We start from the raw sequence: 13,723 nt of genomic DNA, 5'->3' as shown, positions 1-13,723 counted from the left end.
GACTAATTTAATGTTTTCATAAAAGTATAAATCATCTTTTGAATTTCATTTATAGAAGTTAACAAATCTTCAATTGAGTTATTATCTACAAGTCCTAATTTTACAGTTAAAATTAATTGAGTTTGCAATTCACAAGAAGAACCAATTGAAATTCCAAGAAAATGATTAAACTCCTTATTTCCGTTTCTTCCGAATCCTTCAGAAATATTTGATGGAATCGAAATAGCACATTTTTTCATCTGAGAAATTATACCAAATTTTTCATCATTTGGCAATTTTAGACAAAGCAATAAACATCTTTTTCCAAATCCATCGATTTTTGCCAAAATATTAATTTTTGAAAATTATGCATAATTTAAAGTCTAAAATCTAATGTCTCACATCTCAAATCTCCCTAGAATTATATTGCAAAAGTGCATCATGCAATAATTCCACGCTTCTTCGCAAATCTTTTTCATTTAAAACATAAGCCATTCTTACTTGTTTTTTTCCTAATTCTGAATCGCTGTAAAATCCACCCATCGGTGCGACCATAACTGTTTCGTTATTGTTAGAATATTTTTCTAAAAGCCATTGCGCAAATTTTTCAGTATCATCAACTGGTAATTCTGCAACGCAATAAAAAGCACCTTTTGGTTTCGGGCAAATTACGCCCGGAATTCCGTTAAGTAAATCTACCAAAAGATTTCTGCGTTTTGTATATTCTTCGCGAACACTTAGAATATACGCTCTGTCATTTTGATGCGCTGCAGCCGCAATAATTTGTCCAATTAAAACCGGACTTAATCTCGCTTGTGCAAAAAGCATCGCCGCATCGTGAATTTTTTTTGACCGAGTAACCATAAAACCAATTCTCACGCCGCACATACTGTAACGTTTTGATTCAGAATCAATGATAATACAATTTTCCGCCAATTCTGAAAAAGAAAGCATAGAAACTTGCTGTTTTCCGTCATACACATATTCTCTATAAACTTCGTCAGAAATTACGACGATATCGTGTTTCAAAGCAATTTCTGCCAATTTTTGTAACTCTTCTCTGGTGTATAAATAACCAGTGGGATTTCCTGGATTACAAATAATAATCGCGCGAGTTTTTGAGGTAATTTTTTTCTCAAAATCTTCCATCGGTGGAAGTGCAAAACCCGTGTCAATTGTTGACGGAATTGCCACGACATTCACATTGAAAGTTTTTGTAAAACCGTTGTAGTTCGCGTAATACGGTTCTGGAATAATGATTTCGTCACCTGCGTCGCAAAGTGCAGAAATAGCAAAATTTAATGCTTCCGAACCACCATTTGTTACAATGAAATTATCGGTTGTTAAATCTTCAAAACCCAAAGAATGGTAATAATTATTCAGCGCAGTTCTATATTCTATATTACCTTCCGAAAGTGAATATTCTAAAACTTTTAAATCAATATTTTTTAGCGCATTAAGAGCAGTTTCTGGCGTTTCAATATCGGGTTGTCCGATGTTTAAATGATACACTTTGGTTCCTCTTTTTTTTGCTTCGATGGAATAGGGAATCAATTTTCTAATTGGAGAAGCGGGCATTTCTACGGCTCGCTGCGAAATTTTCGGCATTATAAATATTTTCTACAAATTTAAGAATTTTTTAGGAGCAAGACGCAGGTTTTTCTGTTTCAAATTGGTTCCGGCTTTCCATTACAAATGAGTAATGAATTTTAAGAAGCGAAATCCGTCTTGCTTCTAATTTTTAAAATATTCAACAGATTGATTTGCTTTCGCAATGACATCAATAATTTTTCTTTATATTTACTTTAAATATTAAAACTATGATTATTCTTTTAATTATTATCGCAATCGCCGTATTATTTATCTTTTACGGAATCGGAATTTACAATCGACTTGTAAAATTAAAAACTTTGGTGCAAGAAGCGTGGAGTAGTATGGACGTTATGATGAAAAAACGCTACGATTTAATCCCAAATTTAGTTGAAACTGTAAAAGGTTACGCCGCACACGAAAGTGGAACTTTTGAAAGTGTGACAAGAGCCAGAACTCAAGCAATGAGCGCAAATTCCGTTCAAGAAAAGGAAGCGGCAGAAAAAAATCTTGGTCAAGCCATGATGAATTTAAATGCTGTTGCAGAGCAATATCCAGATTTGAAAGCGAATCAAAATTTCTTAGAATTACAAGGTGAACTTTCTAACTTGGAAACAGACATTGAAAAATCCAGAAGATATTACAACGGAACGGTGCGTGAAAATAATATTTTGGTGGATACTTTCCCAAGCAATTTTATTGCAAATATGTACAAATTCACGAAATCTCCTTTCTTTGAATTAGAAAATACCGCAGAAAGATCCGTTCCGAACGTAAAATTTTAATTAAATTGAAGAGATTTTATTTATTTTTCTTGTTGCTTTTTGCTGCATATACTTTTGCGCAGCAAGATTCTTTGAATACAAATGAGAGAATTATTTCTTTTCATTCCGATATTGTAGTTCAGAAAAATAATAGTATCGATGTTGTGGAACACATTAAAGTTTACAGTAACGGACAAAATATCAAACATGGGATTTTTAGAACTTTGCCTTTAAACCGAAGTATCAACGGAAAAAACCAAAGAATAAGTTACGATAATATTTCTGTAAAACGCGATGGAGTAACGGAAGATTTCCACACAGAAAATTCAAACGGCAATATTCTTATTTATATGGGAAGTCGTGATAGGGATTTAGATGCGGGAAAATACGACTACGAATTGTCTTATCACACAGAAAATCAAATTGGTTTTTTTAAAGATTATGATGAATTTTATTGGAATGTAAGTGGAGTTAATTGGGATTTCCCCATTGAAAATATTTCAGCAAATATTAAATTACCAGATGGCGTAAAAATTCTCCAAAATTCTTGCTATACAGGAAGTTATGGAAGTAAAGAACAAAACTGCACTTTTAATAAATTATCGGAAAATGAGATTTTTTTTTCGGCAGAAGATTTATATGAAAATCAAGGATTAACAGTTGCAGTTGGTTTTAATAAAGGAATTATGATTCCGCCGCCGCCTCCAACTTTTTTAGAAAAATATGGATTGCTCATTTTAAGTTTTCTTATTTCTTTGGGTTTATTGGTTTATTTTTATAGAACTTGGGATAAGTTTGGAAGAGATCCAGAAAAACCTACTGTTTATCCGCAATTCAGCGTTCCCAATAATGATTCTCCTGCTTCATTGGGTTATTTAAAATTTGAAAATTTTAGGAATGAATTTATTTCTGCGTCACTTGTAAATTTAGCCATAAAAGGTTTTGTTCAAATTAAAGAAATAGAAAAAATAGGAGTTTTTAGTTTTTTAAGTCAAACAAAATACAGATTAAATAAACTTAAAGATTCAGATAAAAGTTTACCAGAAGAAGAAATTTTATTAATGAAAGAATTTTTTCCAGCAGAATCAAAATCTTTGCTTTTAGATGGACAATATAATTCTAAAATAAAAGATGCGGTAGAAAATTTTGAAGCGAACCTTAAATTTCAACACAACGCATTTTTGACAAAAGGAAACAACCAAAACAAAGTGGTTTTACCTGGATTTATCATTACTTTTTTCTATTTTATTGCGCTTTATTTTAGTTATAACATCAATCCAGAAATTGAAAAAGTAGTTTTTGGCGTGGTTCTTTTTGTAGTATTAATGGTGATTTTATTTATCATTCAGTTTATAGGAAGAGTTTCATTTTCTTATAAATTTATTGTCATTTTTATTTTCGGATTGTATTTTCTATCAGGTTTTGGTATAAAGTTAAATTTAGATATTCTGCAAGATTCTAATTTTAATTATTGTTATCTTTTTTTATTATTTTCTTTTAGTGTTTTGGTTTTTTACAGTTATTTAATTAGACAACCAACGCCAGAAAAACTTCAAGAAAAATCTCTAATTGAAGGTTTTAAAATGTATTTAATGGCAGCTGAAAGTGAAGTTTTAAAATTTCACAATCCACCCAAAATGACACCAGAAATTTTTGAGAAATTATTGCCGTATGCGATGGTTTTAAAAGTGGAAGATATTTGGGGAAATAAATTTGAAAATGTTTTGAAAAATATGGGAGAGACCTATCAAAATACTTGGTTCATTGGTAATACGATTTCACCACATAATTTTTCGCAATCATTCAGTTCTAGTTTTTCGCAATCTGTAAGTAAAGCTTCTACGCCCCCTTCAAGTTCTGGAAGTGGTTCCGGCGGTGGTGGATTTTCCGGCGGCGGCGGTGGCGGCGGCGGAGGAGGCGGTTGGTAGAAAATTTAAAACCTATTTTGGTAATTTTTTCTTTTAAAAAATAAAAGTTTATGAATAATTCCGCAAAATCCGTAAAAGATTATTTAGAAAATGTTTCGCAAGAAAGAGCAGAAATTTTCAAAAAATTATATTTGACCATTAAAAAAAACATTCCAAAAGAATTTGAAGAAACTTTAAGTTATGGAATGATTGGATGGGTTGTTCCTCATTCCATTTATCCAAAAGGTTATCATTGTAACACAAAATTACCTTTGCCATTTTTGAGCATTGCTTCCCAAAAAAAATTTATTGCAATCCATCACATGGGAATGTATGCAAATAAAAATTTGTATGATTGGTTTGTGTCAGAATATCCGAAACACACAAAGTCTAAAATAGATATAGGAAAATCTTGTATCAGATTAAAAAAAATGGACGATATTCCATTTGATTTAATTTCAGAATTAGTACAAAAAATGAGCGCAATTGATTGGATTACGCTCTATGAGAAAGAATTTTTGAAATAAATAATTACAGAATTGTTTTAAATTAAATTCTCGTAATATCTGCACCTAAAGCTTTTAATCTTCCATCAATATTTTCATAACCACGATCAATTTGTTCTATATTGTGAATTATAGATTTTCCTTCCGCAGAAAGTGCAGCAATTAAAAGTGCATTTCCAGCTCTAATATCTGGAGAAATCATCGTAGTTCCGCGTAATGGAGATTCGTGATTTAAACCTACAACTGTCGCTCTGTGTGGATCGCATAAAATAATTTGTGCGCCCATATCAATTAATTTATCCACGAAAAATAATCTCGATTCAAACATTTTTTGATGAACCAAAAGTGTTCCTTTTGCTTGAGTTGCTACAACTAAAATTATGGATAATAAATCTGGTGTAAAACCTGGCCACGGCGCGTCTGAAACGGTTAGAATAGAACCGTCAATAAATTTTTGAATTTTATAATGTTCTTGAGCTGGAACGAAAATGTCATCACCACTTTTCTCCAAAGTAATTCCTAATTTTCTAAATGTATTTGGAATTACACCGAGTTCATTATACTGAACATTTTTTATAGTGATTTCAGATTTCGTCATTGCGGCAAGTCCAATCCAAGAACCGATTTCAACCATATCGGGAAGCATCGTATGTTCAGTTCCGTGAAGATGAGAAACGCCTTCAATGGTTAATAAATTTGAACCAATTCCTGTAATTTTTGCGCCCATTCTGTTGAGCATTTTACAAAGTTGTTGCAAATAAGGTTCACAAGCGGCATTATAAATTCTGGTTTTTCCTTTCGCTAAAACGGCCGCCATAATAATATTTGCAGTTCCAGTAACAGAGGCTTCTTCTAATAAAATAAATTTCCCACGAAGTTCTTTTGCTTTTAAAGTGTAGAAATATTCGTTTTCATCATATTTAAATTCTGCGCCTAATTCTACAAATCCTTGGAAATGCGTATCTAATCTGCGCCTTCCAATTTTATCTCCGCCCGGAGTCGGCATGTAAGCTTCTCCAAATCTTGCGAGCATCGGTCCTAAAATCATGATTGAACCGCGAAGTTTTGCTCCATCTTTTTTAAATTCTGGAGATTTTATATAATCAAAATTGATTTTGTCTGCTTTAAAAGTAAAATCGCCGTGTCCATTTTTAGTTACTTTTACGCCAAAATCTCCTAAGATTTCTATCAATCGATTAACATCCTGAATATCTGGAATATTTTTAATTCTAATTTCTTCATCGGTTAATAAAACAGCACAAAGAATTTGTAATGCTTCATTTTTTGCACCTTGTGGCGTAATTTCACCGTGCAATTGTTTTCCACCTCTTATTTGAAAGGCTCCGCTCATTGGTTTCTATTATTTTTAGAATTAAAAATGCGTCTTTTATTTTGATTATTATTGTTGTAGCGACTATTTTTATTATTTTTATTAGTCGCATAATAAATTTTGCTTTTATCTAAACTTTCGATATTTGTTAAATCCAATCTATTTTCAGAAAGTTCTTTTAAATGTCTAAAAATGACTTCATCATGTACATGTTCTTTATTATAAACATTGTAAGACTTTTTCATATTATTTGCAATCACTTCAATTAAAGCTTCTTTTTCCTCGCCCGCTTCTAATTCTATTGCTTTCTCTATGAGTTGCAAAATACTTTTACCATAAAATTTAAAATCACCTTGTAATTTTGGATAATCCATTTTTTTTGGTGCCGTATGAAGCTCTTCCTGACTCAATAAAGGAAAAGGAGAATCAATATCTAAATCATAATTTGATAAAATATATAAATGATCCCACAACTTATGATGGTAATTTTCTTCATCACGAAGTTGTGGATTTCTTTGTCCCATAAAATCTACTATTGCAGTTGCCATTTCATTACGTTCTTCTTTGGTTTGAAGTTTTTTGCAACTTTCTACTAAACTTTGTATAATTCTGCCATATTCCGGCATATGAAGTTGAGTTCTATCGGTATTATATTCCATAAGTGCAAATATAGTAATTTAGTGTTTAGATTTTTATTCTGTAATTTTTGATTTTAATAATCATGTGCCATTACCAAAATACTCACTTTATTGTGTTTATTTTTTAAAATTTCCCAAGCCATCATACTCATAGTATTTCCAGTAGTAAAAACATCATCTATTATTAAAACGTGCTTTCCCACGATTTCTTTGTTTATTGAAAATAATTGTTCTTGCTTTTCTCTTCCTTTTTTATTTTTTAAAGCTTGTGCTTTTGTATAATAATTTCTTTTAATTAATTCATTATCAAATGGAATTTTATAAGAATTCGCAATTTTTTCAGTATAAATATGAAGTTGGTTGTAGCCACGTTCTTTCATTTTCTTGGGATGAAGTGGAATCGAAGTTATTAAATCTGGTTTTTGTTTAAAATGAAGTCGCTCAATCGTCCAATCTGCAAATATTTCACCAATATTTGGTCTGTTTTTATATTTTAATTGATGCATTAATTCTCGTGAAAAACCTTCTTTTTGAAATTCCATTAAAGAAAATGCACTCTCCACAGGAAAAAGCGTTTTGCAATGTTCTTTTAACATATTCTCTGCTTCAAATTCTAAATTACAAAAACTGATTTGGTTTTTACAAAGTTCACAAACGTAGGTTTTCGCTGCAATTATGAGATTGCAATTCACACAACGATCGGGGAAGAAGAAGTCTGCAAACATTTCAGAATCTTTTTCTAAAGTTAAAATTAAAAATGGAAGTTGCATAAATTATTTTGCAAAAACAATCCAAAAATCAAAAAGAATTCACTTTAAAATTTCACTTATCTTTGCATAATGATACGAATTACTAAAATTTTTACTTTCGAAACGGCACACATTCTCTATGGTTACGACGGAAAATGCAAAAATATGCATGGTCATTCTTATAAATTGTTTGTAACTGTAAAGGGGAATCCAATTCACAATTTGGATAGTTCAAAAAATGGAATGGTAATGGATTTTGGTGATTTAAAGGATATTGTAAAATCTCAAATCGTGGATAATTGGGATCACGCAGTTATGTTAAACGCTAATTCGCCTCACAAAATTTTAGGAGAAAGCTTAGAAAAAGAAGGACATAAAGTAATTTATTGCGATTATCAACCGACGTGTGAAAATATGTTGTATGAAATTGCAGAAAAAATTAAAAATAATTTACCCGCAGAAATTCAATTGGCTTATTTAAAGTTGCACGAAACAGAGAATTCTTACGGAGAATGGTTTGCGGAAGATAATTAAGCATAAATGATAAAAATCGATTTACAAAAAGATAAAAAAATCTACTTCGCTTCCGATCAACATTTTGGCGCGCCAAATCCTGAAAGCAGCAAGATTCGGGAAGCGAAATTTATTTCTTGGTTAGATGAAATAAAAAAAGATGCGCAAGTTTTATTTTTAATGGGCGATTTATTTGATTTTTGGCATGAGTGGAAACACGTCATTCCAAAAGGTTTTGTGCGCGTTTTAGGAAAATTAGCCGAAATAAAAGATGCCGGAATTGATATTTATTTTTTTGTAGGAAATCACGATTTATGGATGAAAAATTATCTCGAACAAGAAATTGGTGCGACTATTTTTTATGAAAAACAATATTTTGAAATTAATTCTAAAAACTTTCTCTTAGCTCACGGAGACGGGCTTGGTCCGGGAGATAAAGGTTATAAAAGAATGAAAAAAGTTTTTACAAATCCTGTTGCACAATGGTTTTTCAAATGGCTTCATCCAGATATTGCAATGAAAATGGCAATTTATTTTTCCACTAAAAACAAGATGATTTCTGGCGATGAAGACAAAGCTTTTCTCGGTGAAGACAAAGAATTTCTAATTCTTTATTCCAAAGAAAAATTAAAAAATGAAAAAATTGATTTCTTTATTTATGGACATAGACATCTTCCAATGGTTCTGGATTTAGATGCTTCTACTTCTCACTGCATAATAAAAGCAAAATACATCAATCTTGGCGATTGGATTTCATATTTTACTTATGGCGTTTTTGATGGAAATGAGTTTCAATTAAATACATTTAAACGCAAAGACACAAAGATTTTCGCGAAGGACACACAAAATAATTAAACAAATCTTTGAGCACTTTGTGAAAATCTTTGTGCCTTTGTGGTAAAAATAATAAACTCCGTGTTAAAAAATATATTCAACATAAAAACTGATTTAGAATTCCAGCAAAAGTGTTTAGAAACTTTCCAATATCAATACAAAAATGTTGAAGTCTATAAAAAGTTTGTAGATTTTTTAAACATTGATATTTCAAAAATTGATAAAGTTGAAAAAATTCCTTTTCTACCAATTGAAATGTTTAAAAATCACCAGATTTTAGATAAAAGCAAAACCTCAGATTTATACTTTCAAAGTTCTGGAACGTCTTTGCAAACTAGAAGTAAACATTGGATTGCGGATACGAATTTATACCGAGAAAGTATTTCAAAAAGTTTCGAGCAATTTATCGGCAAAACTAAAGATTATATTTTCCTCGGACTTTTACCAAATTATTCGGAAAATGAACATTCTTCCTTAATTTATATGGTCGATTTTTTGATGAAGAAATCCGAAAAAGCAGAAAATAATTATTTTCTTTACAACCATTTAGAACTCTATATTTTGTTAGAAAAATTAGCAAGAGAAAATAAAAAAGTGATTTTGTTTGGCGTTTCTTTTGCGCTTTTAGATTTTTTGGATAGTTTAAAATTAAATCAATTAATTTTAAAAGAAAACTCTAATTTCATCGTTATTGAAACAGGTGGAATGAAAGGCAGAAAAGAAGAAATTACCAAAGATGAATTGTTAAGAATTTTGCAAAATGGTTTTAAAACTGAAAAAATTTACTCCGAATATTCTATGACTGAATTGCTTTCGCAAGCTTATTCTTTAGGAAATAATATTTACGATTGTCCATCTTGGATGAGAATTTTAGTTAGAAACACAGAAGACCCACTTTCTTATGAATTTCTAGGAAAAACCGGTGCTTTAAACATAATTGATTTGGCAAATCTTCACACTTGTAGTTTTATTGCAACACAAGATTTAGGAAAAATTATTCACGGAAATCAATTTCAAGTTTTGGGAAGAATAGATCATTCGGATATTCGTGGTTGTAGTTTATTGGTAAGTTAAAAATGATTAAAGTTGAAGAATTAACGCACGCTTATATTTCGCAAATTTGTGATTTGGAAGAGCATTTAATTTTAACCAACCATTTTCACACGGATTGGGAAGCAGATATTTTAATAATTGATAAAGAAGGTTTTAGCCATGAAATTGAAATAAAATTGTCTAAAGCTGATTTTAAAAATGATTTTAAAAAGTCGTACACCAATAAAACTTCTGGAGAAAAATTTTTGAAACATGACAAAATTAGTTGTGGCGATTATATTTGCAATCAATTCAGTTTTCTTCTTCCAATGGGAATGGTGGAAAAAGAAAACATTCCTTTGCATTGCGGCATTATAGAGTTTTATCACAACCCAGATTCTTGGGAAACAGAATTTTTTGAAATAAGAAAACCACAATTAATTCACGAAGATTTTTATTGGAAAATGATTGATAAAGAAGCTTTTATGCGGGCTTTAGCAAGAAATTTATTATCTAAAAAATTTCAATTAAAAGGGAAAAAAGAAGAACTAATTTTTAAAAATTACTTTTTAGATAATTCATAAGTTACTTTACATTTCAAAGATGAAAAACCTGCAAAATCTCATTAAAAAATTAAATTGAAAATTATGCAATTTTTTTTTAGATATAAAATTAATTTATATATTGCGGGCAATTAAAAGGAGTAAGTATGACGAAAATTAAAGTGCAGTATGAATATACAATGCACTGCCTTTCAGAGATTTTGTATGAATATATGGCGAGTGCGGAAGGGCTTTCTGAATGGTTTGCAGATGAGGTAGTGGAAAGAGGAGACGATTTTTATTTCAGTTGGAACGGTGGAATGGAAGAAAAAGCGACTTTAATACGATATAAACCAGAAAGTTTTGTGCGTTTCCGATGGGAAGAAGATGAAGGAAGCAAATATTATTTCGAGCTAATTATTGTTATTGACGAAATTACAGATGATTTATCTTTAAATATTACAGATTTTTGTGAAGAAGACGACAGAGAAGAAAATAAATTATATTGGGAAAATTTAATTGAAAATCTTCGCCTGAAATTAGGCGCTTCTTAATTTTAAAAGTGGTAATTTTTTTATCACTTTCTTTTTTTATATCAATTTTAAATTTTTTTTAATGGTGAATTCTGACTTGCAAAACAGAGCCTTTTTATTTGGTGATGCGGTTTGGGTGTCTTTTTATGTACGGCAAAATCAATTATTTTTAGTTGAAGATTCTTACTTTTTTTTAATGTCTTCCATGCGGAAAATGAGAATGCATATTCCGGCAAATTATACTTTAGAATATTTTGAAAATTTATTTCAAACGGAATTTTTAAATAAAAATCTTCAAGAAGGCATTATTAAAATGATGATTTTTAGAAATTCTGACAATGAAAATCTTGCAAAATCTAGTGTTTCACATTTTTGTGAATTTATCGAAAAGATAGATATTTTAAGTATTGAAAAGAATATTGAAATTGATTTAATAAAAGAAATCAATGTTAATAATAATCTCTTTAGTAATATTTACACACATTCTTCAGAAAATATTTATGCAGAAATTTATGCTCGTGAAAATGATTTGGATGATGTTATTTTTCTAAATCCACAGAAAAGAGTGGCGCGAAGTATCAATGGAAATTTTTTATTTTTAACGGAGAATGATATTAAAATTCCAAAAACTACAGAAGGAGCATATATTTCTCCTTTGATGGAAGCTTTTGTTACGTATTTGCACAAAAGTAATTTGGTGAAAATTCTTGAAGTAGAAATGTTAGCTTTTGAATCTCAAAAATCAGAAGAAATTTTGATGATTTCCGAAGCTAAAGGAATTTTTTCTGTATCTAAAATTAGAAACAAATCTTTTGAAAATAAAAGATTTTCAGAATTTTTATATAATTGGAAATTGAGTTTGCAATAAAATTGACAAACTCGGTAAACAACCAGTTTATTAGTTCTTTACCGAGTTTTTTGAGTTAAAATAGCTCGAATGTTTTGCAAGAGCATTTCAATGTTGTTACAAAGAAACGATTATTGTCTCTTAAAAAGTATTTAAAAAAATGCTAAAGTTTTGTTAAATTAATTCATACTTATATCTTCGGGAGAATTTGCCCAAAGTAAATATTCACCGCCTAGATTTTGCATAATATTTCTCCATAGATTTTGATCATTTGGCGAGGTGTAATCTAAATTGTAAACTTCTACAATAGTCCACATTTTAGCATTTAATTCTGTTTCTAGTTGTAAAGCCGCCCATCCAGAATATCCAGAAAATATCTTTAAATTTTCTATTTCCAGATCACCCAGAGAAACGGCTTTAATAACTGCATTTTCATCTTCTGTTAGATAATAATTGTCATTAATTTCAATAGAAAATTCTGAAATCTTTGGTCCATTTATGATGAAAAATGTTTTATCACTTTCTACAGGACCACCTTCATAAACTTCTACAGGAAATCCTAATAAATGCAACATAATCTCAGAAGCGTGTGGATTTTTCTTATTTAAAATTAGACCAAATGCTCCATTTTCATTATGCTCTATAATTAAAACAACAGAGCGAGAAAAAACGTCTCCAGAAATATCGGGTGTGGAAATTAAAATTTTACCTTTGCAAGAATAATTCATATTCAAAAATAATAAATTTTCTATGGAAAACCTTTATGATAAAAGAAAAAATTATAACAAAGCAGAACTTTTAGAAAGTGAAATAAAAAAATCCCCCATAGGCCAATTCAAAATTTGGTTTAAAGATGCGGAAAATTCTTCACAAATTTCGGAAGCAAATGCAATGTCGGTTTCTACATTAGATGAAGACGGTTGTCCTCGAACAAGAGTCGTTTTACTGAAAGCTTATGATGAAAAAGGTTTTATTTTTTATACCAATTATAACAGTCAAAAAGGACATGCAATTCTTAAAACAGGAAAGGCATGTCTTCATTTTTTCTGGCCCAATTTAGAAAGACAAATTACAATTAAAGCCAATGTAGAAAAAGTTTCAGAAAAAGATTCTGAAACTTACTTTCATTCCAGACCACGAGGAAGTCAGTTAGGTGCAGTTGTTTCACCACAAAGTTTTGAAATTCCAGACCGAAATTTTTTAAAAAATAAATTAGAGATTTTAGAAAAAGAATTTGAAGGTAAAGAAATTACAAGACCTCAAAATTGGGGCGGTTTTTTGGCAATTCCTTATGAAATAGAATTTTGGCAAGGTCGTCCAAATCGGCTTCATGATAGGATTGTTTATAAAAAAGGCAAAGATAATAAATGGAAAATCTCTCGTTTAGCTCCATAAAAAATGCCGCGTAAAAGCGGCATTAATATTTTTCAAAAAGATTTATTTCTTTTTAGCGCCCATTACGGCATTAGCTAAGTCAGATCCAGCTTTAAATTTTGCTACATTTTTAGCTGCAATTTTAATGGGTTGTTTCGTAGCAGGATTAATTCCTTGTCTTGCAGCTCTATGCGCTACAGAAAAAGTACCAAAACCAACTAAAGAAACTTTACCATCTTTAGTTTTTAAAGCTTTAGTTACGTTAGATACAAAAGATTCTAAAGCTTTTTTTGCAGATACTTTTGTGATATCTGCATCTGCAGCTATTGCATCTATTAATTCAGATTTGTTCATAATAAATAAGTTATTAAAGGTTATTTTGTAAAATGATATTAAGCAAATATAAAACAATTTTAAGAATACGCAAACTATTTTTATATTTTTAATAAACAATTTAGAATATTTGTTAAATTAAATATGAAATGATAATTTTATTTTTTTCATATTTAAAGGCTTTATTTAAAGTTAGATTTGAGGCAAGCGTTACTAATTAAGGTTTATACAAAAATTTAAAATTATTTTTTT

Annotated in this window: 17 protein-coding genes; 10 read left to right on the top strand and 7 right to left on the bottom strand. The window is 30.0% G+C overall.

Annotated features, from left to right (window positions below; genetic code table 11):
• Nucleotides 1-2: 2 nt before the first annotated feature.
• Both ACN0WB_RS08345 and ACN0WB_RS08340 read right to left on the bottom strand, forming a co-directional pair.
• Nucleotides 3-326: a four helix bundle protein gene (locus tag ACN0WB_RS08345; RefSeq protein WP_417430728.1), complete on the bottom strand. Its 324-nt coding sequence runs from the start codon at nucleotides 324-326 to the stop codon at nucleotides 3-5.
• Nucleotides 327-384: 58 nt separating this feature from the next.
• A complete protein-coding gene (locus ACN0WB_RS08340; RefSeq protein WP_417430726.1) occupies nucleotides 385-1,587 on the bottom strand; it encodes a pyridoxal phosphate-dependent aminotransferase in 1,203 nt (400 codons plus the stop codon).
• A gap of 212 nt (nucleotides 1,588-1,799) precedes the next feature.
• Between ACN0WB_RS08340 and ACN0WB_RS08335 the strand changes: the two genes are divergently transcribed.
• The 3 genes from ACN0WB_RS08335 to ACN0WB_RS08325 are packed head-to-tail and all read left to right on the top strand — an operon-like array spanning nucleotide 1,800 to nucleotide 4,767.
• Entirely contained in the window at nucleotides 1,800-2,354 is a 555-nt protein-coding gene (locus ACN0WB_RS08335; protein WP_417430724.1) for a LemA family protein, read from the top strand.
• A 5-nt stretch (nucleotides 2,355-2,359) separates the two neighbouring features.
• Nucleotides 2,360-4,261 (top strand): DUF2207 domain-containing protein, encoded by a 1,902-nt coding sequence (locus tag ACN0WB_RS08330; RefSeq protein ID WP_417430722.1) that lies wholly within the window; start codon nucleotides 2,360-2,362, stop codon nucleotides 4,259-4,261.
• 50 nt (nucleotides 4,262-4,311) lie between these two features.
• The gene (locus ACN0WB_RS08325; RefSeq protein ID WP_417430720.1) at nucleotides 4,312-4,767 is read left to right on the top strand and encodes a DUF1801 domain-containing protein; all 456 of its coding nucleotides are present in this window, start codon (nucleotides 4,312-4,314) and stop codon (nucleotides 4,765-4,767) included.
• A 22-nt stretch (nucleotides 4,768-4,789) separates the two neighbouring features.
• On the opposite strand, the gene murA is transcribed toward ACN0WB_RS08325, so the two are convergent.
• Genes murA through ACN0WB_RS08310 form a run of 3 tightly spaced genes read right to left on the bottom strand, consistent with a single transcriptional unit; the run spans nucleotide 4,790 to nucleotide 7,484 of the window.
• Entirely contained in the window at nucleotides 4,790-6,097 is a 1,308-nt protein-coding gene (gene murA / locus ACN0WB_RS08320; protein ID WP_417430718.1) for a UDP-N-acetylglucosamine 1-carboxyvinyltransferase, read from the bottom strand.
• Nucleotides 6,094-6,735 carry a DUF4290 domain-containing protein gene (locus ACN0WB_RS08315; protein WP_417430716.1) on the bottom strand — a complete coding sequence of 214 codons (642 nt, stop codon included), beginning with the start codon at nucleotides 6,733-6,735 and terminating at the stop codon, nucleotides 6,094-6,096. The genes murA and ACN0WB_RS08315 overlap by 4 nt, the downstream gene beginning before the upstream one ends.
• A 53-nt stretch (nucleotides 6,736-6,788) precedes the next feature.
• Complete coding sequence (locus ACN0WB_RS08310) at nucleotides 6,789-7,484, bottom strand: ComF family protein (protein ID WP_417430714.1); 696 nt, start codon at nucleotides 7,482-7,484, stop codon at nucleotides 6,789-6,791.
• Nucleotides 7,485-7,553: 69 nt separating this feature from the next.
• On the opposite strand from ACN0WB_RS08310, the gene queD reads away from it, so the two are divergent.
• From queD to ACN0WB_RS08280, 6 genes are all read left to right on the top strand, one after another.
• Nucleotides 7,554-7,997, top strand: a complete 444-nt coding sequence (queD, locus tag ACN0WB_RS08305; RefSeq protein WP_417430712.1) for a 6-carboxytetrahydropterin synthase QueD — start codon at nucleotides 7,554-7,556, stop codon at nucleotides 7,995-7,997.
• A 6-nt stretch (nucleotides 7,998-8,003) separates the two neighbouring features.
• On the top strand, nucleotides 8,004-8,831 hold the full coding sequence (locus ACN0WB_RS08300) for a UDP-2,3-diacylglucosamine diphosphatase (protein WP_417430710.1): 828 nt from the start codon (nucleotides 8,004-8,006) through the stop codon (nucleotides 8,829-8,831).
• A 60-nt stretch (nucleotides 8,832-8,891) separates the two neighbouring features.
• Complete coding sequence (locus tag ACN0WB_RS08295; protein WP_417430708.1) at nucleotides 8,892-9,884, top strand: acyl transferase; 993 nt, start codon at nucleotides 8,892-8,894, stop codon at nucleotides 9,882-9,884.
• 2 nt (nucleotides 9,885-9,886) lie between these two features.
• On the top strand, nucleotides 9,887-10,426 hold the full coding sequence (locus tag ACN0WB_RS08290; RefSeq protein WP_417430706.1) for a hypothetical protein: 540 nt from the start codon (nucleotides 9,887-9,889) through the stop codon (nucleotides 10,424-10,426).
• Nucleotides 10,427-10,551: 125 nt separating this feature from the next.
• Nucleotides 10,552-10,938 (top strand): START-like domain-containing protein, encoded by a 387-nt coding sequence (locus ACN0WB_RS08285; protein ID WP_417430705.1) that lies wholly within the window; start codon nucleotides 10,552-10,554, stop codon nucleotides 10,936-10,938.
• 61 nt (nucleotides 10,939-10,999) lie between these two features.
• Nucleotides 11,000-11,785, top strand: coding sequence for an aminotransferase class IV (locus tag ACN0WB_RS08280; protein ID WP_417430703.1), 786 nt, complete (start codon nucleotides 11,000-11,002; stop codon nucleotides 11,783-11,785).
• Between the two features lie 158 nt (nucleotides 11,786-11,943).
• Here the strand turns inward: ACN0WB_RS08280 and ACN0WB_RS08275 are convergent, their stop codons facing one another.
• A complete protein-coding gene (locus ACN0WB_RS08275) occupies nucleotides 11,944-12,492 on the bottom strand; it encodes a YqgE/AlgH family protein (protein ID WP_417430701.1) in 549 nt (182 codons plus the stop codon).
• A gap of 22 nt (nucleotides 12,493-12,514) precedes the next feature.
• On the opposite strand from ACN0WB_RS08275, the gene pdxH reads away from it, so the two are divergent.
• Nucleotides 12,515-13,159, top strand: a complete 645-nt coding sequence (gene pdxH / locus ACN0WB_RS08270; RefSeq protein ID WP_417430699.1) for a pyridoxamine 5'-phosphate oxidase — start codon at nucleotides 12,515-12,517, stop codon at nucleotides 13,157-13,159.
• A 42-nt stretch (nucleotides 13,160-13,201) separates the two neighbouring features.
• On the opposite strand, the gene ACN0WB_RS08265 is transcribed toward pdxH, so the two are convergent.
• Nucleotides 13,202-13,492: an HU family DNA-binding protein gene (locus ACN0WB_RS08265; RefSeq protein WP_417430697.1), complete on the bottom strand. Its 291-nt coding sequence runs from the start codon at nucleotides 13,490-13,492 to the stop codon at nucleotides 13,202-13,204.
• Nucleotides 13,493-13,723: the final 231 nt, after the last annotated feature.

It is taken from the genome of Halpernia sp. (assembly GCF_048269545.1).
Lineage (GTDB): Bacteria > Bacteroidota > Bacteroidia > Flavobacteriales > Weeksellaceae > Halpernia.
The sequence above is the reverse complement of the archived record's forward strand: the minus strand, read 5'-3'. Positions and strand labels throughout refer to the sequence as shown.